The 19,489-nt window shown below is 60.3% G+C and carries 17 protein-coding genes; 3 read left to right on the top strand and 14 right to left on the bottom strand.

Going from position 1 to position 19,489, the window contains the following annotated elements:
* Positions 1–90: 90 nt before the first annotated feature.
* From KGB18_RS21085 to KGB18_RS21030, 12 genes are all read right to left on the bottom strand, one after another.
* Positions 91–2,025, bottom strand: coding sequence for a methyl-accepting chemotaxis protein (locus KGB18_RS21085; protein ID WP_123721727.1), 1,935 nt, complete (start codon positions 2,023–2,025; stop codon positions 91–93).
* Between the two features lie 149 nt (positions 2,026–2,174).
* On the bottom strand, positions 2,175–3,464 hold the full coding sequence (locus KGB18_RS21080; RefSeq protein ID WP_007902666.1) for an adenylosuccinate synthase: 1,290 nt from the start codon (positions 3,462–3,464) through the stop codon (positions 2,175–2,177).
* A gap of 54 nt (positions 3,465–3,518) precedes the next feature.
* Positions 3,519–4,706 carry an ATP phosphoribosyltransferase regulatory subunit gene (locus tag KGB18_RS21075; RefSeq protein WP_223570418.1) on the bottom strand — a complete coding sequence of 396 codons (1,188 nt, stop codon included), beginning with the start codon at positions 4,704–4,706 and terminating at the stop codon, positions 3,519–3,521.
* A gap of 315 nt (positions 4,707–5,021) precedes the next feature.
* Positions 5,022–5,891: a protease modulator HflC gene (gene hflC / locus KGB18_RS21070; RefSeq protein ID WP_038978712.1), complete on the bottom strand. Its 870-nt coding sequence runs from the start codon at positions 5,889–5,891 to the stop codon at positions 5,022–5,024.
* Positions 5,891–7,063 carry an FtsH protease activity modulator HflK gene (gene hflK, locus KGB18_RS21065; protein ID WP_038978711.1) on the bottom strand — a complete coding sequence of 391 codons (1,173 nt, stop codon included), beginning with the start codon at positions 7,061–7,063 and terminating at the stop codon, positions 5,891–5,893. The genes hflC and hflK overlap by 1 nt, the downstream gene beginning before the upstream one ends.
* Before the next feature lie 96 nt (positions 7,064–7,159).
* Positions 7,160–8,461, bottom strand: a complete 1,302-nt coding sequence (hflX, locus tag KGB18_RS21060) for a ribosome rescue GTPase HflX (RefSeq protein ID WP_123721493.1) — start codon at positions 8,459–8,461, stop codon at positions 7,160–7,162.
* A 12-nt stretch (positions 8,462–8,473) separates the two neighbouring features.
* Entirely contained in the window at positions 8,474–8,734 is a 261-nt protein-coding gene (gene hfq / locus KGB18_RS21055) for an RNA chaperone Hfq (protein ID WP_007902656.1), read from the bottom strand.
* Between the two features lie 94 nt (positions 8,735–8,828).
* Positions 8,829–9,800 carry a tRNA (adenosine(37)-N6)-dimethylallyltransferase MiaA gene (gene miaA / locus KGB18_RS21050; protein WP_123721494.1) on the bottom strand — a complete coding sequence of 324 codons (972 nt, stop codon included), beginning with the start codon at positions 9,798–9,800 and terminating at the stop codon, positions 8,829–8,831.
* Positions 9,800–11,710 carry a DNA mismatch repair endonuclease MutL gene (gene mutL / locus KGB18_RS21045; protein ID WP_123721495.1) on the bottom strand — a complete coding sequence of 637 codons (1,911 nt, stop codon included), beginning with the start codon at positions 11,708–11,710 and terminating at the stop codon, positions 9,800–9,802. Before mutL ends, miaA begins: the two co-directional genes overlap by 1 nt.
* Positions 11,707–13,134 (bottom strand): N-acetylmuramoyl-L-alanine amidase, encoded by a 1,428-nt coding sequence (locus KGB18_RS21040; RefSeq protein WP_317850981.1) that lies wholly within the window; start codon positions 13,132–13,134, stop codon positions 11,707–11,709. Before KGB18_RS21040 ends, mutL begins: the two co-directional genes overlap by 4 nt.
* A complete protein-coding gene (gene tsaE, locus KGB18_RS21035) occupies positions 13,135–13,605 on the bottom strand; it encodes a tRNA (adenosine(37)-N6)-threonylcarbamoyltransferase complex ATPase subunit type 1 TsaE (RefSeq protein ID WP_038978707.1) in 471 nt (156 codons plus the stop codon). It lies immediately after the preceding gene.
* Positions 13,593–15,092 (bottom strand): NAD(P)H-hydrate dehydratase, encoded by a 1,500-nt coding sequence (locus KGB18_RS21030; RefSeq protein ID WP_223570417.1) that lies wholly within the window; start codon positions 15,090–15,092, stop codon positions 13,593–13,595. Before KGB18_RS21030 ends, tsaE begins: the two co-directional genes overlap by 13 nt.
* A gap of 63 nt (positions 15,093–15,155) precedes the next feature.
* Here KGB18_RS21030 and queG point away from each other — a divergent pair, with 63 nt between their 5' ends.
* Positions 15,156–16,220: a tRNA epoxyqueuosine(34) reductase QueG gene (queG, locus tag KGB18_RS21025; protein ID WP_223570416.1), complete on the top strand. Its 1,065-nt coding sequence runs from the start codon at positions 15,156–15,158 to the stop codon at positions 16,218–16,220.
* A 101-nt stretch (positions 16,221–16,321) separates the two neighbouring features.
* On the opposite strand, the gene KGB18_RS21020 is transcribed toward queG, so the two are convergent.
* Both KGB18_RS21020 and orn read right to left on the bottom strand, forming a co-directional pair.
* Positions 16,322–16,933: a trimeric intracellular cation channel family protein gene (locus KGB18_RS21020; RefSeq protein WP_030128339.1), complete on the bottom strand. Its 612-nt coding sequence runs from the start codon at positions 16,931–16,933 to the stop codon at positions 16,322–16,324.
* 250 nt (positions 16,934–17,183) lie between these two features.
* Positions 17,184–17,726 (bottom strand): oligoribonuclease, encoded by a 543-nt coding sequence (gene orn, locus KGB18_RS21015; protein ID WP_008068863.1) that lies wholly within the window; start codon positions 17,724–17,726, stop codon positions 17,184–17,186.
* A 107-nt stretch (positions 17,727–17,833) separates the two neighbouring features.
* Here orn and rsgA point away from each other — a divergent pair, with 107 nt between their 5' ends.
* Positions 17,834–18,865, top strand: coding sequence for a small ribosomal subunit biogenesis GTPase RsgA (gene rsgA / locus KGB18_RS21010; protein WP_007902636.1), 1,032 nt, complete (start codon positions 17,834–17,836; stop codon positions 18,863–18,865).
* Between the two features lie 213 nt (positions 18,866–19,078).
* A complete protein-coding gene (locus tag KGB18_RS21005; RefSeq protein WP_123721499.1) occupies positions 19,079–19,486 on the top strand; it encodes a TIR domain-containing protein in 408 nt (135 codons plus the stop codon).
* The last annotated feature ends 3 nt before the right edge of the window (positions 19,487–19,489 follow it).

The following is a 19,489-nucleotide window of genomic DNA, read 5'->3' as shown; positions in this document are numbered from 1 at the left end:
GTCTTCTGTTACACACAAAATTGTGAGCTCACAGAAGTACCTGTGGGAGCGGGCTTGCCCGCGATGGCGTCCGCACAAACAATACAAAACTTAAGCCCTGAACTGCCCCAGACTCGCCTTCAACTGCGCCGCCAAGCCATCCAGCACCTTGCCACTCGCCGTGGTCTCCACCACCGCCTGAGCAGCCTTCTCAGCCTGCACATGAATGGTCTCAACCCGCCCCCGCACTGCCTGCGCACCTTGCGCTTGATGCGCCGCGGCCTGGGTCGCCAGACCGATCGCCGCATGCACCTGCTCGACCGACGCCTGCACCGACTGCTGCAACCGCGCACTGTCGCGCAACACCAGCAAACCTTCGCTGGCCTGACGTCCGGCCTGACCAATCGCTGCAACAGCCTCGCGCGCACCCTGCTGCAACGCAACGATGTGAGCCTGAATGTCGCCAGTTGAGCTCTGAGTCTTGCTCGCCAGTGCCCGTACCTCATCCGCCACGACAGCAAACCCGCGACCGGTCTCGCCGGCACGTGCCGCCTCAATGGCCGCGTTCAATGCCAGCAAGTTGGTTTGCTCGGCGATCCCGTGAATCACCGTCAGCACCACTTCAATCTGCTCACTCTGCTGCGCCAGACGCTCGATGACTTTCGCGCCGGTGTCGACTTGTCCGGCCAACGCTTCGATCAGGCTGCCGACTTTCGCCGAGGTCCGAGTGTTTTCATCCGTGGCCTGACGAATGTCCACCACTTGCTTCAAAGCGGCCTGCATGGCGTGGCTTTCAGACTGAGCTTCGTCAGCCATTTGCGACAACGCGCGCAAGCTTTCGGCCACTTCATCGCGCTGCATGCCCGCCGCGGCATCGGCACCCGCATTGCGCAAAGTCATGGCACCAATTTCCACGCCGGTACGCTGAGCCACATCGCCCGCCTCCCGCACGATCGGCTGCAACTTATCCACAAAGCGATTGACCGCCGAGGCCATGTCGCCGATCTCATCCTGGCTGTTGATCTGCACACGCTTGGTCAGATCGCCCTCACCTGCCGCCAGGTCATCCATGGCGGCGATCAGCAGCTTCAAGCGGTTGACCACGCGACGACCGAGCACCACCGCCAGCAACAGCAGCACACCAAAACCCACTAGCGACAAGCCCATGCCAATGCGCCAGCGCAAAGTCCCCGCAGCTTCCTGCACGGCAGTGGTGGTATTGGCTTTCATTTCAGTGGCGGTGGACTGCGCCGATTGCAGACGCCCGCGCATCGCCGTTGCGCTGTCAGCCGCTGCGCCTTTGAGGCTGTCGCCCACCAATTGATCGCTGCTGGCGATCAGCGCCGAGAAGCGCTTGTCCAGTGCCGCCAGATCGGTTTCCACGGAGGCGGTCGAGACGCCCATCAAAACTTTGCCGATCTCCACCCCATTGGGGTTGATCGAGGCTTCAAGGTAGTAGACCGACGGATCGTTCTTCGCCGCATCCAGGACCTTGTCCAACGCCCGCTCGCCCTGGCCTTTTTCCAGAAGCGCCTTGTTGATCGGGTTCTCCCGGTTGAGGTAGCGCGTCAGGTGCTGGCCCGTGGCGTCGTCGTAGACCACGAACAACACATTGGGATTACGCTGGGCACGGCGAGCGAATTCGGAGAGGGTGGGAATGTCGCTGTCCCACATGGCGCGGGGTGCGACCGAGGCCAGAAGCTGCGCCATATCGTTGGCCGAATCCTTCAGGTCCTTCTCCAGCGTCGTACGCAACTGCGCCTGCTCGTCCTTCAGACGCGAAGACAGCCCGGAGGTCAAGCGCTGACGAGTACTGGTCGACAGGCTATCCAGGCTCGACGTGACTTCACGTCCTGCCTGCTCAAGCTCACCAGAGAGCTTTTGGCTGTCGGCGTCCAGCCGCATACCCAAATCAGCTTCCAGCGCAGTCACTGTGCTCCGGGTCAGAGCGACAGCCACCAGCACCTGCACCAAAAGGGCGATACCAAGGGTAACGAACACGGGCCGCAAGAGACGGCTTTGTAACAGTGAGAGAACGGCCGACACTGAAAATCCCTCTGCTTTGACGCCATCAAATTGATAGCACGTCAGAAACGATGCTTTTTCAATGTTCCCAGCAAAGGTCATGCCGTTCGACAGGCATAAACGACAAAGGCCCCAATTAAGGGGCCTTCGTGTTTTACATCAACGACTTATTAAGCGAACGGGTGACGCAGAACGATGGTTTCGTTGCGGTCCGGGCCCGTCGAAATAATGTCGATCGGCGCACCGATCAGCTCTTCAACGCGCTTGATGTAAGCACGGGCGTTAGCTGGCAGCTCTTCCAGAGTTTTGGCACCCACGGTCGACTCTGTCCAACCCAGCACTTCTTCGTACACCGGCTGCAGACCCATGTAGCTGTCAGCGTCAGTCGGGGCAACGTCCTTACCTTCTGCATCTTTGTAGCCGACGCAGATGTTGATGGTTTCCAGACCGTCGAGTACATCCAGCTTGGTCAGGCAGATGCCCGAGATGCTGTTCACATCGATAGCGCGACGCAGGATAACGGCGTCAAACCAGCCACAACGACGAGCACGGCCGGTAGTCGCGCCGAACTCGTGACCTTGTTTAGCCAGGTGCGCACCGACTTCATCGAACAGCTCAGTCGGGAATGGACCCGAACCTACACGTGTGGTGTAAGCCTTGGTGATACCCAGGATGTAGTCCAGGAACATGGGACCAACGCCCGAACCGGTAGCAACGCCGCCAGCGGTGGTGTTAGAGCTGGTCACGTACGGGTAGGTACCGTGGTCGATGTCCAGCAACGAACCTTGGGCGCCTTCGAACATGATGTCTTTGCCAGCACGACGCAGGTCGTGCAGCTCGGCAGTCACGTCCAGCATCAGCGGCTTGAGCAGTTCAGCGTATTCTTTGCACTCGGCCAGGGTCTTGTCGAAGTCAATGGCTGGTTCTTTGTAGAAACCGACCAACATGAAGTTGTGGTATTCCACCAGTTCACGCAGCTTGGCTTCAAAGCGCGGCATGTTGAGCAGATCACCTACGCGCAGACCGCGACGGGCAACCTTGTCTTCGTAAGCCGGGCCGATGCCGCGACCGGTAGTACCGATCTTCAGCTCGCCACGAGCCTTTTCACGGGCCTGGTCCAGCGCTACGTGGTAGGACAGGATCAGCGGGCAGGACGGGCTGATACGCAGGCGCTCGCGCACCGGTACGCCTTTCTCTTCCAGCTTGATGATTTCCCGCAGCAGAGCGTCGGGTGCAACCACCACGCCGTTACCGATCAGGCACTGCACGCCTTCGCGCAGCACGCCCGAGGGGATCAGGTGCAAGACGGTTTTTTCGCCGTCGATCACCAGGGTGTGGCCAGCGTTGTGGCCACCTTGGTAGCGCACTACGGCGGCAGCATGTTCGGTCAGCAGATCAACGATCTTGCCTTTGCCCTCATCACCCCATTGGGTGCCCAGGACTACGACATTCTTACCCATAACACTTGTCCTCATTCGCGCAAACTTGGTGCCGGCGGCGGCCGGCAGGAAAACTCAAGAAGCCAGCGGCAATACTTGCCAAAGCCCGTTCTGCTGAATCAATTGCCGGTCGCAGTCCGCTTCACGGGCGGCGGCCAAAAATTGCCCAGGCAATGCCTGAACGACACGCTGACCCTCACTGCGCAACTGGCAAACCTGCTGCCAGAGAGCTGCATCCGTACTGTCAGGCATCCAGATACCGCCAGACGGTAGCTCGATTTCAGCACGCCCCAGGGTCACCAGGGTTTTCAAATCGGTAGAGAAACCAGTTGCCGGACGGGCACGACCGAAGTCGGCACCGATGTCGTCGTAACGACCGCCCTGGGCAATGGACTGGCCAACACCCGGTACGAACACGGCGAACACTACACCGGTGTGGTAGTGGTAACCGCGCAACTCGCCCAGGTCGAAATACAGCGGTAATTCCGGGAAACGCGTGGACAGACGCTCGGCAATCGCCAGCAAATCGTCCAGGGCCGCCAGCACGGGTGCCGGCGCATTGGCCAGACGCTCACGCGCTGCGCTCAACACTTCACGACCACCACACAGGTCGACCAGCGCTCGCAGCATGCCCGACAGATCGGCAGGCAGGCCTTCGGTCAAGGTAATGACCTCGTCGATGGCTTTACGTTGCAACGCATCGAACAACTGTTGCTCGACTTCGCCGGACAAACCGGCGGCGCGGGCCAGGCCGCGATAGATGCCGACATGGCCGAGGTCCATGTGCACATCCGGCACATCGGCCAGTTGCAGCATGGCCAGCATCAGGCTGATGACTTCCACGTCGCTGCTCGGGCTGGCATCGCCGTACAACTCGGCACCCAGTTGAATCGGGCTGCGCGAGGACGACAAGGCACGCGGCTGAGCATGCAGCACACTACCGGCATAGCACAGACGACTTGGACCTTCGCGACGCAGGGTGTGCGCATCGATGCGCGCCACTTGCGGCGTGATGTCGGCACGGAAACCCATCTGCCGGCCCGACTGCGGGTCGATGACCTTGAAGGTACGCAGATCAAGATCCGAACCCGCGCCGGTCAGCAGGGATTCCAGGTACTCGATATGGGGAGTCACGACAAACTCGTAACCCCAGCTCTGGAACAGATCCAACACCTGGCGACGCGCTACTTCGATGCGCGCAGCTTCTGGTGGCAGTACTTCTTCGATGCCATCTGGCAGCAGCCAGCGGTCTACCGTTGCCATTACGCCATTCCCCTATGATCCGGGCGACAAGCCTTTGGGCGAGCCTTGAGTGAAGCAGAAAATGATCGGCTCATGTGCAAACCACGCGCATGAACAACGGGGCGAAAAGCCTGAAATCGGCTTCGCCAACCATTTTCCTCGAAAAACCTGTCGAGTCATTCAACTCGGGCGCCTGCATAAAAACAGCAATCAAACGTGCAGACGCAAAAAAGCCGGGAATTTCCCGGCTGCCGCATCATACACACGTTTTCCCAAAGGATCACCCCGCCCGAGGCTTTAGCCGCCAGGCGGGGGATGATTCAGGTCAACGCCGCATCAAGGCTTGGCTTTTTCCAGGTAACGGAAGAAGTCGCTGCCCGGGTCCAGGACCATGACGTCGGATTTGTTCGCGAAGCTTTCACGGTAGGCACGCAGGCTACGGTAGAACGCGTAGAACTCCTGATCCTGGCCGTATGCCTTGGAGTAGATCGCAGCAGCCTGGGCGTCGCCGTCACCGCGAACCTCTTCGGACTCACGATAGGCTTCAGCCAGCAGCACGCGGCGCTGACGGTCGGCGTCGGCACGGATGCCTTCAGCCAGCTCGTTACCCTTGGCGCGGTGCTCGCGAGCTTCACGCTCACGCTCGGTGCTCATACGTTCGAACACGCTGCGGTTCACTTCCTTCGGCAGGTCGATGGTTTTGACCCGGACATCGACAACTTCAATGCCCAGCTCTTTTTCCGCCATCTTGTTCAGCGAATTGGTGATGTCAGCCATCAGCGCATCACGCTCACCGGACACCACTTCGTGCAGGGTGCGCTTACCGAACTGGTCACGCAGGCCCGACTCCAGACGACGGGAAAGACGCTCGTCGGCAATCTGCTTGAGGCCGGAAGTCGCGGTGTAGAAGCGCTCGGCATCTTTCACGCGCCACTTGGCGTAGGCATCGACCATTACTGCTTTCTTTTCCAGCGTCAGAAAGCGCTGTGTCGGTGCATCCAGTGTCATCAGGCGCGCGTCGAATTTGCGCACCTTGTTCACGTAAGGCACTTTCACATGCAGGCCCGGCTGAACATCGGCCTGGACCACGCGACCGAACTGCAGCATCACCGCGCGCTCGGTCTGAGCCACGATGTAGAAGCAGTTCCAGGCAACGATCGCCACGACGACGCCGATAATAAGGGCGATCAGCGATTTATTGCTCATCAGCGACTCTCCCTGGTACGTGCTTGCTGTTGCTGCAGATCAGCTGCCGCACGCGCATTCACTTCATTGCTGCTGGCTGCTGCGCCGGTCACCGGAGCACCGGGGCTGCGGCCACTGTCGATCATCTTGTCCAGCGGCAAGTACAGCAGATTGTTCTGGCCATCCTTGTTGCCGGTCACGAGAACCTTGCTGGTGTTGCTGAAGATTTCCTGCATGGTGTCCAGGTACAGACGCTGGCGGGTGACTTCAGGGGCCTTGCGATACTCGGCTACCAGCTTGGTGAAGCGATCGGCCTCACCCTTGGCGCGGGAGACAGTCTCGTCGCGGTAACCGTTGGCATCCTCGAGGATGCGCTGGGCCTGACCACGGGCTTCCGGCACAACACCGTTGGCGTAGGTTTCAGCCTGGTTGCGCGAACGCTGCTCGTCTTCACGGGCGCGGATCACGTCATCGAAGGCTTCCTGAACTTCACGCGGTGCAGCTGCGCTCTGTACGTTGACCTGGGTGACGGTGATACCGGTGCGATAGGTATCGAGGAAGCGTTGCAGACGCTCCTTGATTTCGCTGGCCATCAATTCACGACCTTCGGTCAGCACCTGATCCATGGCGGTAGAACCCACCACGTGACGCAAGGCACTGTCGGTCGCATGTTGCAGGCTGATTTCCGGCTGATCGACGTTCAGCACGAAGTCCTGCAGGTTGCTGATCTTGTACTGCACGGTCAGCGGCACTTCGACGATGTTTTCGTCTTCAGTCAGCATTTGACCCTGCTTGGTATAGGCACGCTCACGCGTGACGTTTTCCATGTACTTTCGATCGATCGGCGGGAAATAGATGTTCAGGCCCGGGCCGACGGTTTCATAGTATTTGCCGAAGCGCAGCACTACGGCTTGCTCCTGCTCGTCGACCACGTAGACAGCGCTGTACAGCCACACAGCCGCCAGCACGACCAGGCCGATGCCGAGCAGGCCGCCGAAGCCGCCACTCTTGCCCGAACCACCGCCCTCGTCACCGCGTTTTTTACCACCACCGAACAACCCGTTCAGGCTTTCCTGCAGCTTTCGGAAGGCCTCGTCGAGATCCGGTGGTCCCTTGCGGTCGCCGTTATTGCGGCGCTTGCCACCCCAAGGATCCTGATTATTCGAGTTGCCACCCGGCTCATTCCAAGCCATAGCGCTCTCCATCTGATAAAGCAAAGACGCACCCACGGCGCGCCGACCAATGCTACAGAATGCCTGTCACCACGGCACAACCGCTTTCTCAGGCTTTTATTGCAAAGTGTGTTGCTCGATGAATTCCATCGGTTGCAGACCTTCGCGGCTCACGAGTCGATTCAGTTCGATCCGTGGCAAGCGAACGGCCAGCAAGCTGATGCCTTCTTCGTCGTGTTCTTCTTTTTGCACCGCACCGAGTTCGAAAAACTGCGCACGCAGTCGAGCAAAACGTTGCGGCAAGCGCAAGGTGCCAACAAACAAATCACTGCCTAACAGTTCGGCCACAGCCTGCTTGAGCAGGTCCAGGCCGCTACCGTCCTTGGCCGACAACCAGACCCGCTGCGGTTTGCCATCGGCATCGCGCTGGATCTGCGGCTCAACACCCTCGAGCAAATCGAGTTTGTTGTATACCTCAAGGATCGGCAAGTCTTGTGCCCCGATCTCCCCGAGCACCACCATGACCTGTTCGATCTGGGCCATACGCTCAGGCTCATGCGCATCGATCACGTGCAGCAGCAGGTCGGAGTTGCTCGACTCTTCGAGAGTAGCCCGAAATGCCTCGACCAGTTTGTGCGGCAAATGGCGAATGAAGCCCACGGTGTCGGCCAGCACGATCGGCCCGAGGTCGTCGAGTTCGAGTCGGCGCAAGGTCGGGTCGAGGGTAGCGAATAACTGGTCGGCGGCGAAGACGTCGGAATCGGTGACCGAGTTGAACAGCGTCGATTTGCCGGCGTTGGTATAACCCACCAGTGAAACCGTCGGGATGTCAGCACGTTTGCGCCCGCGACGAGACTGCTCGCGCTGGCTGCGGACCTTTTCCAGGCGCCCCTTGATCTGCCGCAGGCGAACCCGCAACAGGCGCCGGTCGGTTTCCAGCTGGGTTTCACCCGGGCCGCGCAGACCGATACCGCCCTTCTGCCGCTCAAGGTGAGTCCAGCCACGAACCAGCCGCGTACTCATGTGTTCAAGCTGGGCCAGTTCAACCTGGAGCTTGCCTTCATGGGTGCGGGCGCGTTGGGCGAAGATATCGAGAATCAAACCCGTGCGGTCAATCACGCGACACTCGAAAATACGTTCGAGGTTACGTTCCTGACTGGGCGTGAGGATGTGATTGAAAATCACCAGATCGACCTGTTCGGTGCTGACCAGGTCGCGTAATTCTTCGACCTTGCCACTGCTGATCAGGGTTTTGGCGGTTGGCCGATGACGCGGCACGTTAAAAAACGCGACGGTCTCGGCGCCAGCCGAAATTGCCAACTCCTGAAACTCCTGCGGATCTTCGCGCGCCTCAGGGTCCTGACCATCCAAGTGAACGAGAATTGCCCGTTCACCACCACCGTGGCGCTCAAAGAACAAAGGAGACTCCTATCAGGCGTTACCTGGCTCAGCGTCACCTGCTTCGGATTCGGTTGCGCTAGGCAGACGAATTGGACGAACCGGCACCACTGTAGAGATAGCGTGTTTGTAAACCATTTGGCTAACGGTGTTTTTCAGCAGGATAACGAACTGGTCGAAAGACTCGATCGTGCCTTGCAGTTTGATCCCGTTGACCAGGTAGATGGAAACCCCCACTTTCTCTTTACGTAAAGTATTCAAGTAAGGGTCTTGTAGCGAATGCCCTTTTGACATGTGCCGCACTCCTTTAAGGATTCAATATAAAAAATAGGTAAACAGATGGCTTGGGGCCGTCACACCCCCAAGGATAGACGGCAATTGCAAGGACTCAGCTCAATATGGAGATGGTCCCGAGGTATTTCAAGGCGCGCGGCAGATTGTCGCAATCGAGGCTGTCCAACCAGTGTAAATCAGCCCAACTGCGCAGCCAGGTGAACTGGCGCTTTGCCAATTGGCGCGTGGCAATGATTCCACGCTCCTGCATCTCGGCTTGCGTCAGCTTGCCATCCAGGTAATCCCAGACTTGTCGATAGCCTACAGCACGTATAGACGGCATCCCCGAATGCAGGTCACCTCTATCTCGCAGGGCTACGACCTCGTCGATGAATCCCTGTTCCAACATATTTGTGAATCTTTGTTTAATGCGCTCGTGCAGTACCTGGCGATTTGCCGGAGCGATGGCCAAGTTCGCGACAGTATAGGGCAATTGTTGCAGTCCCGAAGCGGCTGCTTCAGTACTTTGCGCAGATTGTCGCAAGCGTAGCTCAGTCATGCTCTGACCACTGACGCGAAAAACTTCCAGTGCACGACTGAGACGCTGTGGATCGTTCGGATGAATTCGCGCTGCGGATTGCGGATCGATGACTGCCAATTGATCGTGCAGGGCTTGCCAGCCAAGGCGTGCAGCCTCTTCTTCGATTTGCGCGCGCACGTCCGGATCAGCCGCCGGCATGTCGGCCAGACCTTCGAGCAAAGCCTTGTAGTAGAGCATTGTGCCGCCTACCAGCAGCGGAATTTTGCCCCGCGCGGTGATCTCGGCCATGGCCTCAAGCGCATCGCGACGAAAATCCGCAGCGGAATAACTCTCGGCCGGGTCGAGAATATCGATCAAGCGATGCGGGAATTCGGCCAGAATTTCTTTGGAAGGCTTGGCGGTGCCAATGTCCATGCCACGGTAAACCAGTGCCGAATCGACGCTGATCAGCTCGCAGGGCAGAACCTTGGTGAGTTCGATGGCCAGGTCGGTCTTGCCGGCAGCCGTCGGCCCCATCAGGAAAATCGCAGGAGGGAGCTGGCTCATCAACGACCGCGCAAAAACAGTTTGTCCAGATCGTCCAGGCCCAATTGGGTCCAGGTCGGTCGGCCATGGTTGCATTGACCGCTGCGTTCGGTGTTTTCCATGTCCCGCAGCAGACCGTTCATTTCCGGCAAGGCCAGACGTCGATTCGCGCGAATCGCGCCGTGGCAGGCCATGGTGCCGAGCAGTTCGTTCAGGTGCGCCTGAATCCGGTCGCTGGTGCCGTATTCCATCAAATCCGCCAGAACGTCGCTGACCAATCGGTTGGCTTCAGCCTGTTTCAGCAGCGCGGGGATTTGCCGGATCGCCAGCGACTCCGGGCCAAGACGCTGCAACTCAAAGCCCAGCCGCTGGAACCACGCGACATGTTCTTCGGCGCAATCGGCTTCGCGCTGACTGACCGCCAGGGACTCCGGCACCAACAGCGGCTGACCACTCAGGCCTTCGCTGGCCATCGCGACTTTCAGGCGCTCATACATGATCCGCTCATGGGCGGCATGCATGTCCACCAGCACCAGGCCTTGGGCGTTTTCCGAAAGAATATAGATGCCCTTGAGCTGCGCCAATGCGTAACCCAGCGGCGGAATGTCGTCCTGGCCGGCCGGGAGCGCTACCGCATTGGCTTCGGGCAACGGCGCGAAGAACTCACGGTAGGCCGCCTGTGCTTCGGCAACGGGTACGCCGGACTGAGGTCGCGGCGTGTACTGATACTGATAACCGGCACCAGCGCCGGAGCCCGCCGTCGTATTAAAGGAAGGTTGGGCCTGAGGCTGTTCCAGAAGCGCATTGGCCGCCAGACGCATTTCGCCCTGCGGACCGAACTCACCGGCGTCGAGGCCGGTGGGCCGGACAATGGCCGTCGCGACAGGCGCGGCCAGATGATCTTCCGGCCGCACATCGCCGAGAGCGCGGTGCAAGGTGCCATAGAGGAAATCGTGAACCATGCGCCCGTCACGGAAGCGCACTTCGTGCTTGGTCGGGTGCACGTTGACGTCGACACCCGCCGGATCGACTTCGAAAAACAGCACGAACGTCGGGTGCCGACCGTTGAACAGCACATCGCGATAAGCCTGGCGCACTGCGTGGGCCACCAGCTTGTCGCGCACCGCACGGCCATTCACAAAGAAATATTGCAAGTCTGCCTGGCTGCGGTTGAAGGTCGGCAACCCGACCCAACCCCACAAGTGCAGGCCGTTGCGCTCGATTTCGATCGGCAGCGCCTGCTCCAGAAAGCCCGCCCCGCAGATCGCCGCCACACGCCGGGCGCGGGCCGCGTCATCGTGGGCTTCGTGCAGGCTGAGGATGGTTTTGCCGTTGTGGCGCAGATGGAACGCCACATCGAACCGCGCCAGCGCCAGACGCTTGATCACTTCTTGCAGGTGATCGAATTCGGTTTTTTCGGTCTTGAGGAATTTGCGGCGCGCCGGGGTGTTGAAGAACAAATCGCGCACTTCCACCGAAGTCCCCACCGGATGGGCCGCTGGTTGCACGCGAGGCGCCATGTCCCGACCTTCGGTTTCCACCTGCCAGGCCTGATCGGCATCGCGAGTGCGGGACGTCAGGGTCAGACGCGCCACGGAGCTGATGGAGGCCAGCGCCTCACCGCGAAAGCCCAGGCTCATGACCTGTTCGAGATCTTCCAGATTGCGAATCTTGCTGGTGGCGTGACGAGCCAGGGCCAGGGGCAGGTCATCGGCAGAAATGCCGCTGCCATCGTCGCGTACCCGCAGCAGCTTGACGCCGCCCTGCTCCACATCGACATCGATGCGTTTGGCGCCGGAGTCGAGGCTGTTTTCCAGCAACTCCTTGATCACCGAGGCCGGGCGCTCAACCACTTCACCGGCGGCAATCTGGTTCGCCAGCCGCGGGCTGAGCAGCTCGATGCGCGCAGTGTTGGTCAGCACCTGGTTCATTCTTTGGCCGCCAGTTCTGTGCCGGGAATGGTCAATGTCTGACCAATCTTCAGCTCGTCGCTCTTGAGGTTGTTGGCGTTGCGCAAGGTGGCCGGAGACACTTGGTAACGCACGGCGATCATCGCCAACGTCTCACCCGGGCTCACCCGATGGTCACGTGGACCTTGAGCGATTTTGCCGGAATCGCGCAGCCAGGCAATGTAGGTGCCCGGCGGTGGATTCTGCTGGAAGAACTGCCGCACACCGCTGCTGATAGAACGCGCCAGCGCCTGCTGGTGGTTCGCTGCGGCAAGCTTGGAAGCTTCGTTGGCGTTGGAGATAAAACCGGTTTCCACCAGAATCGACGGGATGTCAGGCGACTTCAGCACCATGAACCCGGCTTGCTCCACGCGCTGCTTGTGCAGCGGCGTGACGCGACCGATGTTGCTCAAGACTTTCTGGCCAACGTTCAGGCTGGATGTCAGGGAAGCGGTCATCGATAAATCGAGCAGCACGCCGGCCAGCATGCGGTCCTTGTCATCGAGGCTGACGTTGCCGGCACCACCGATCAGGTCGGAACGGTTTTCGCTGTCGGCCAGCCAACGGGCGGTCTCCGACGTAGCGCCACGGTCAGACAAAGCGAACACCGACGCACCGAACGCGGCAGCCGATGGTGCAGCGTCGGCGTGGATCGAAACGAATAGATCAGCGCCCTTCTTGCGGGCGATTTCGGTACGGCCGCGCAACGGAATGAAGTAGTCGCCGGTACGCGTCAGTTCGGCGCGGAAGCCTTTCATACCGTTGACCTGACGCTGCAGCTCACGGGCGATCGCCAGCACCACGTCTTTTTCACGCTGACCGCGAGAGCCCGAGGCACCCGGGTCTTCGCCACCGTGGCCGGCATCGATCACCACAATGATGTCGCGCTTGCCGGCCGGCGCGGGCGGCAGCTTGACCGGCGGATCTACCGGAGTGACCGGCACCGGAGCCACGGTCACGACGTTAGTTGGTACAGGAATTGGTGCGGCATCGGCGGCGTTATCGAACAGGTCGACCACCAAGCGGTTACCGTATTGGGCGTTGGGCGCCAAGGTAAAACTTTTCGGCGTGACGGCCTTTTTCAGGTCGATGACCACTCGCAGGTCGGTCGGCGTACGTTGAGCCGAGCGCATTGCGGTGATCGGAGTATTCGAGGTATTGACGTTCAGCGGCGACCCCAAAGATGCGCCATTGATGTCGATCACCAGCCGGTCCGGGGAGGACAGGGTAAAGACACTGTGCTGGACGGGCCCTGTCAGGTCGAACACCAGTCGCGTGTTGTCCGGCGCCCGCCACAGGCGAACACTGTTGACCTTCGTCTCGGCCATAGCGTCGACGGTCACCGCCAAAAACAACAATCCTACGGCAGCAACCAACGCGCGAAAGCGCATACCTAACCCCATCATTTAATTGGATTCCAATGCCAAAGCGGCACACCACAACTCGCCACGCGAGCCCTGGGGCAAAATTTTCAGCGAACGCCCGCTGTCTTGCGGGCTAATGGTAATGGTCAGGTCGGGCTTTGGCAAAAAGCCTGCACCGTTCCGGGGCCATTCAATCAGGCACAGTGCATCGTCTTCGAAATAGTCGCGGATGCCGAGGTACTCCAGCTCCTCCGGATCGACCAGTCGATACAGGTCGAAATGGAAGGCGCGGACCTCCCCAATCTCGTAAGGCTCGACCAGGGTGAAGGTCGGACTTTTTACCGCGCCTGTATGCCCCAAGCCCCGGATGATGCCCCGGGACAGCGTGGTTTTCCCCGCTCCCAGATCTCCCTCGAGAAAAATCAGACCGTGCCCTTCAGTGGTTTGTGCGATGCGCGCACCAAACGCGGTCATCGCCTCTTCATCAGCCAGGTACAGGGTTACTTCAGACACGGTGCTTGCTCCTCCAACAACTGACGAATGGCTGGAATCAGATCACTGGCCGCCAGCCCACGGCCGAATTCACCTTGTTGCGCGCCGGCATTGGCGTGCAGCCAGACCGCCAGGCACGCCGCGTCGTACGCGTCCATGCCCTGGGCGAGCAAGGCACCGACCAGACCGGCCAGCACATCGCCCAAACCGGCAGATGCCATGGCCGGATGGCCCTGATGACACAACGCCAGACGCCCGTCGGGGCTGGCGATCAAACTGCCAGCGCCCTTGAGGATCACCACCGCTGTATATTTTTTGCTCAATGCATGGGCAGCGGCTGGACGATCGGCCTGAACTTCGGCCGTTGATACCCCCAGTAATCGCGCCGCCTCGCCAGGGTGCGGCGTGATAACACAACCTGCGGGCAAACTCACGCCACCTTCGGCCAACAGGTTCAACGCATCGGCGTCCCAGACTTGCGGCAGCGGCGCATTGGCCGCGGCCGACAACAGACTGCGCCCCCAGGCGGCCTTCCCCAGCCCCGGGCCGACGACCAGCACCGTGACCTTCTCAAGCAGCCCCATCAATTGATTGGCCGACGAAGTGCCGAGCACCATCGCTTCTGGCAAACGGGCCAAGGCGGCTGGAACATGTTCGTTTCGGGTAGCCACAGACACCATGCCGGCGCCGCTGCGCAAAGCACTTTGTGCACCGAGCAGGATGGCGCCGCCAAAACCGCGATCACCGCCGATCAGCAATACGTGGCCAAATTTGCCTTTGTGGGACGTTGGAGCGCGACCGGTCAGACGCGGCACATTACCGGCCGTCAGGCGACGAGCGCTGACCGTGGCCCCGATAAACGTCTCAGGGGCGGCTAGCAGATCATTGAATACCAAATCGCCAACCACATCCGCAGCGTCACCGGTGAACAGACCCAGCTTCAAACCGATGAACGTCACCGTCAGGTCGGCTCGAACCGCAACGCCAAGTATGCGGCCCGTATCGGCGCACAGCCCCGAAGGGATATCCACCGCTGCAACCGGTAGCCCACTGGCGTTGATCGCGGCAATGACACTGGCGTATGGCTCGCGCACTTCACCGGTCAGGCCGGTGCCGAGCAAGGCATCCAGCACAATGCCGCGTAATTCGCAGTGCGCGCTCCAGTCTTGAATGGCGACGCCTTCGGCTACTGCCTCGGCATGGGCCGATGCGGCATCGCCCTGCAAACGCCCGGGATCACCGGCGGCCAGCACCCGCACGTGCCAGCCGGCACGTCGGGCCAGCACGGCCACCAGGTAACCGTCGCCTGCGTTATTGCCGTGGCCGGCTACCACGCTCAATTCGTGCGCCTTCGGCCAATGACGGACCAGCGCGCGCCAGGTCGCCCGCGCCGCACGCTGCATCAATTCGAAGCCCGGTGTACCGGCCGCAATCAGGCTCGCATCGAGCCCTCGGACTTGCGCGGCGCTATACAGCGCGTCGGGTAATTCATCTTTAGTGTGCGGCATGCGTCTTCAGGCTCCGATGTCTGGCAGAATTATACGCACCTCAGCTCCGGTTTCTCTCGCCTCATGCCCGCTATTACTACAGACCTGCCCGCCCTCGCCCAATCCATCAAGGACTGGGGCCGCGAGCTGGGCTTTCAGCAAGTCGGCATCAGCGGCCTCGACCTGGCCGAGCATGAGCAGCACCTGGAGCGCTGGCTCGAAGCCGGCTACCACGGCGAAATGGAATACATGGGCGCCCATGGCAGCAAACGTTCGCACCCGGAAGAGCTGGTGCCCGGCACGCTTCGCGTCGTTTCCCTGCGCATGGACTACCTGCCGGGCGACACCGAAATGGCCAAACGCCTGGCCGAACCGGAAAAAGCCTACGTCTCGCGTTATGCCTTGGGCCGCGATTACCACAAATTGATCCGTAAACGCGTGCAACAACTGGCGGAAAAAATTCAGGCAGTGATCGGTCCGTTCGGCTACCGCGCCTTTGTCGACAGCGCCCCGGTGCTGGAAAAAGCCATCGCGGAACAGGCTGGCCTTGGCTGGATCGGCAAAAACACCCTGGTCTTGAATCGCAAGGCCGGCAGCTACTTCTTCCTCAGCGAACTGTTCGTCGACCTGCCACTGCCGGTCGACCCGCCCCACGCCACCGAACACTGCGGTCGCTGCACCGCCTGTCTGGACATCTGCCCGACCAACGCCTTCGTCGGTCCGTATGTACTCGACGCCCGACGCTGCATTTCGTACCTGACCATCGAACTGAAAAGTGCGATTCCTGAAGATTTGCGGCCATTGATCGGTAACCGGGTGTTCGGTTGCGATGACTGCCAGATCGTCTGCCCGTGGAACCGCTTCGCCCGGCCTTCCGGCGAAAGCGATTTCAAACCCCGGCATAACCTGGACAACGCCGAACTGGCCGAACTGTTCATGTGGGACGAAGAGAAGTTCCTCAGCAGTACCGAAGGCTCACCGCTCAGACGCGCGGGTTACGAGCGTTGGTTGCGCAATCTGGCAGTGGGCTTGGGCAATGCACCGTCGAGCATTCCGGTGCTGGAAGCGCTGAAGGCACGGCGGGACTATCCGTCGGAGCTGGTGCGCGAGCATGTCGAGTGGGCCTTGAAACAACACGGCCTCCTGTAGCAGCTGCCGAAGGCTGCGTTCGGCTGCGCAGCAGTCGTCATTCCGCAAAGCGAGTCCTGCGGCCTCGAACGCAGCCTTCGGCAGCTGCTACAGGGACCGTGTCAAGCTTCGTCGTTATAAACGAACTTGGGCATTTCCCAGTGAAAACGGATCGCCAGCAGGCGCAGCAGGAAACCGCCAAACAGGGTGATCAGGATCGCCTGTTCACCGGGTAATTGCAGGTAGATGCAAAGCAGATAACACCACGCTGCGGCAAACGAGACGCTGGCGTAGAGCTCGCGGCGGAAGATCAGCGGAATGTCGTTGCAGAAGATGTCCCGCAAAATACCGCCAAACACGCCGGTGATCACGCCGCTGACCGAGGCCACCAGCATGCCATGGCCCATTTCCAGGGCAGTCATGCAGCCGATCAGGGTGAACGCCACCAAGCCCACGGCATCAAGCACCAAAAACAGCGAACGCAGGTGGCGCATCCAGCGAGCGATGAAGATCGTCAGCATCGCCGCGACGGAGGTCAGCACCAGGTATTCCGGGTGTTTGACCCAGGTCAGCGGGTAGTGGCCCAGCAGCACGTCACGCACCGAACCGCCGCCCAGCGCGGTGACGCACGCAATCAGCACCACGCCAAACCAGTCCATGCCGCGACGGCCCGCAGACAGGGCGCCAGTCATGGCTTCGGCAGTAATGGCGATCAGGTAGAGCATCAGCAACATGGTGGCGGTCCTTACAAGAAGGCGCGCAGTCTACTCACTTCACCGAAGCACCAAAAGAGGGCGCCGAAGCATTCGCGCAGATCTGTGGCGAGGGGGCTTGCCCCCGTTGGGTCGCGTAGCGGCCCCAAAACCAGACACCATGTTTTGTCAGGCATACCGCGACCGACCGGTTTGCGACTGCTGCGCAGCCGAACGGGGCGGTGCGGCGTTCCGACAAGCCCCCTCGCCACAATGGCCCGCGACCACCCAATCAGAACTTGATGAAATTCTTGCGGTAGTGCTGCAGCTCGGCGATCGATTCGCGGATGTCGTCCAGGGCCAGGTGGGTGCTGCCCTTTTTGAAGCTGTCGCGTACATCCGGTGCCCAGCGCGCGGCCAGCTCTTTAAGGGTCGACACGTCGAGGTTGCGGTAGTGGAAGTAGCTTTCCAGCGACTTCATGTGGGTATAAAGGAAGCGACGGTCCTGGCAGATGCTATTGCCACAGATCGGCGACTTGCCCTTTGGCACCCATTTTTCCAGGAAGGCGATGGTCTCGGCTTCTGCTTCGGCCATGCTGATACGGCTGTCGCGAACCCGTTGGGTCAGCCCGGAGCCGCCGTGCTGACGGGTATTCCACTCGTCCATGCCAGCGAGGATCTCGTCGCTGTGGTGGATGGCGATCACCGGACCTTCGGCCAAGGTGTTCAAATTACTGTCGGTGACGATAGTGGCCATCTCGATGATGACGTCGGTATCAGGGTTCAGACCGGTCATTTCCAGGTCGATCCAGATCAGGTTCAGCGGGTTTTGCATGAGTCGGCTCCTCGGCGTAGGTGCGCAGTTTAGCCTAGGGAGGCCACCGGGCGTGCTAAACTCGCGGCCGTTTTACCTAATCGCTGCATTCTCGATACGGAACACCCATGGCCAAACGCCAACTCAATCGTCGTCAAAACTGGCGCATCGAAAAGATTCAGGGCGAGCGCGCTGCCCGCGCCGCCAAACGCGAGTCCTCGGCTGTCGAGGCACTCGAAGGCGGCGACCTGGGTCCGGAACAGACGGGCCTGGTGATCGCGCACTTCGGTGTGCAGGTCGAAGTCGAGGCGCTCGATGGCGAATTGGCCGGCCAGGTGTTCCGCTGCCATTTGCGCGCCAACCTGCCAGCGCTGGTAACCGGCGATCAGGTTGTGTGGCGTGCCGGCAACCAGGGCATCGGCGTGATCGTGGCGCAACTGCCACGCAAGACCGAGCTCTGCCGTCCCGACAGCCGGGGCCAGCTCAAGCCGGTGGCGGCTAACGTCGACCTGATCGTTATCGTCTTCGCGCCGCTGCCCGAGCCTCACGCCAACCTCATCGACCGTTATCTGGTCGCTGCGGAACATGCCGGTATTCGGCCGTTGCTGCTGCTGAACAAATTCGACCTGATCGACGAGCAGAACGCCCCGGCGCTGAATGCCTTGCTGGCGGTTTACCGCACGCTGGGTTACCCGGTGCTGGAAGTGTCGGCCCACCACGGCAATGGCATGGAGCAGTTGCAGAAGCAGCTGGACGGGCACATCAGCGTATTCGTCGGTCAGTCCGGTGTCGGCAAGTCGTCGCTGGTCAACAGCCTGCTGCCGGAAGTCGACACCCGCGTCGGCCCGCTGTCCGAGCTGTCGGGCCAGGGCACCCATACCACCACCACTGCGCGGTTGTTCCACTTCCCCGGTGGCGGTGAGCTGATCGACTCCCCGGGTATTCGGGAATTCGGCCTGGGTCACGTCAGCCGTGCCGACGTCGAAGCCGGCTTCATCGAGTTCAACGACCTGATCGGCACCTGTCGCTTCCGCGATTGCAAGCACGACCGCGAGCCGGGTTGCGCCCTGCTCAAGGCCCTGGAAGAGGGTCGCGTGCAACAGCAACGGATGAACAGCTACCGCTCGATCATCGCCAGTTTGCCTGAAAGCAGCTATTAAACAGACGTGCCAACCGCCCCTGACTATTACGGGGCGGTAGGTCGTTCGTGGTGTCCTACAAAAACTCCCTCAATTAAACGTCAGACCTCTCTGTAAGGCTTCTTCGCGCCTGCCTGAAGGACGCGTCTCTTTAACCGCCAAAGCCTTGTTGCGGCCACTCAAGTGCATACATTCGAGCCCTCATCGCATTTCAGGCGATACCGAGGGACAGCCATGCAAACCTATCATTTGTTCATCAGTCACTCGTGGAACTACTCAGACGCCCACGACAATCTGGTTCGCCTGCTCAACGCGAAGCCCGACTTCACGTTCAAGAATTTTTCGGTGCCACCGGACAATCCGATCATCGGCGCGAAAACCGACAAACAACTTGAAGAAGCCATCGAAAACAAGATTCGGCTCTGCTCGGCAGTGCTGATCATGGCGGGGATGTATTCGACCTACAGCAAGTGGATCAACAAGGAAATCGAGATCGCCAAACGCATGAACAAGGTGATTATCGCGGTCAAGCCGTTTGGTGCGGAGCGGATTTCCACGGTGGTACGCCGGGCGGCGCACGCGGAGTGTGCGTGGAACACCAACAGCATCATCAGTGCCATTCGCACTCACGCGGCGGGCTGAAGC

This window comes from Pseudomonas sp. BF-R-26, from assembly GCF_019947395.1.
Classification (GTDB): Bacteria; Pseudomonadota; Gammaproteobacteria; order Pseudomonadales; family Pseudomonadaceae; genus Aquipseudomonas; species Aquipseudomonas farris.
Note: the sequence above shows the minus strand (reverse complement) of the source record. Positions and strands in the feature narration are given on the sequence as shown.

Bases quoted from the DNA above. Each gene is read 5' to 3' on its own strand.
- KGB18_RS21030 (WP_223570417.1), bottom strand. From the start codon at position 15,092: ATGCCGCACACTAAAGATGAATTACCCGACGCGCTGTATAGCGCCGCG.
- KGB18_RS21005 (WP_123721499.1), top strand. From the start codon at position 19,079: ATGCAAACCTATCATTTGTTCATCAGTCACTCGTGGAACTACTCAGAC.
- hflK (WP_038978711.1), bottom strand. From the start codon at position 7,063: ATGGCTTGGAATGAGCCGGGTGGCAACTCGAATAATCAGGATCCTTGG.
- KGB18_RS21075 (WP_223570418.1), bottom strand. From the start codon at position 4,706: ATGGCAACGGTAGACCGCTGGCTGCTGCCAGATGGCATCGAAGAAGTA.
- orn (WP_008068863.1), bottom strand. From the start codon at position 17,726: ATGCAAAACCCGCTGAACCTGATCTGGATCGACCTGGAAATGACCGGT.
- hfq (WP_007902656.1), bottom strand. From the start codon at position 8,734: ATGTCAAAAGGGCATTCGCTACAAGACCCTTACTTGAATACTTTACGT.
- hflC (WP_038978712.1), bottom strand. From the start codon at position 5,891: ATGAGCAATAAATCGCTGATCGCCCTTATTATCGGCGTCGTCGTGGCG.
- KGB18_RS21080 (WP_007902666.1), bottom strand. From the start codon at position 3,464: ATGGGTAAGAATGTCGTAGTCCTGGGCACCCAATGGGGTGATGAGGGC.
- rsgA (WP_007902636.1), top strand. From the start codon at position 17,834: ATGGCCAAACGCCAACTCAATCGTCGTCAAAACTGGCGCATCGAAAAG.
- KGB18_RS21040 (WP_317850981.1), bottom strand. From the start codon at position 13,134: ATGATGGGGTTAGGTATGCGCTTTCGCGCGTTGGTTGCTGCCGTAGGA.
- miaA (WP_123721494.1), bottom strand. From the start codon at position 9,800: ATGAGCCAGCTCCCTCCTGCGATTTTCCTGATGGGGCCGACGGCTGCC.
- mutL (WP_123721495.1), bottom strand. From the start codon at position 11,710: ATGAACCAGGTGCTGACCAACACTGCGCGCATCGAGCTGCTCAGCCCG.
- queG (WP_223570416.1), top strand. From the start codon at position 15,156: ATGCCCGCTATTACTACAGACCTGCCCGCCCTCGCCCAATCCATCAAG.
- KGB18_RS21020 (WP_030128339.1), bottom strand. From the start codon at position 16,933: ATGTTGCTGATGCTCTACCTGATCGCCATTACTGCCGAAGCCATGACT.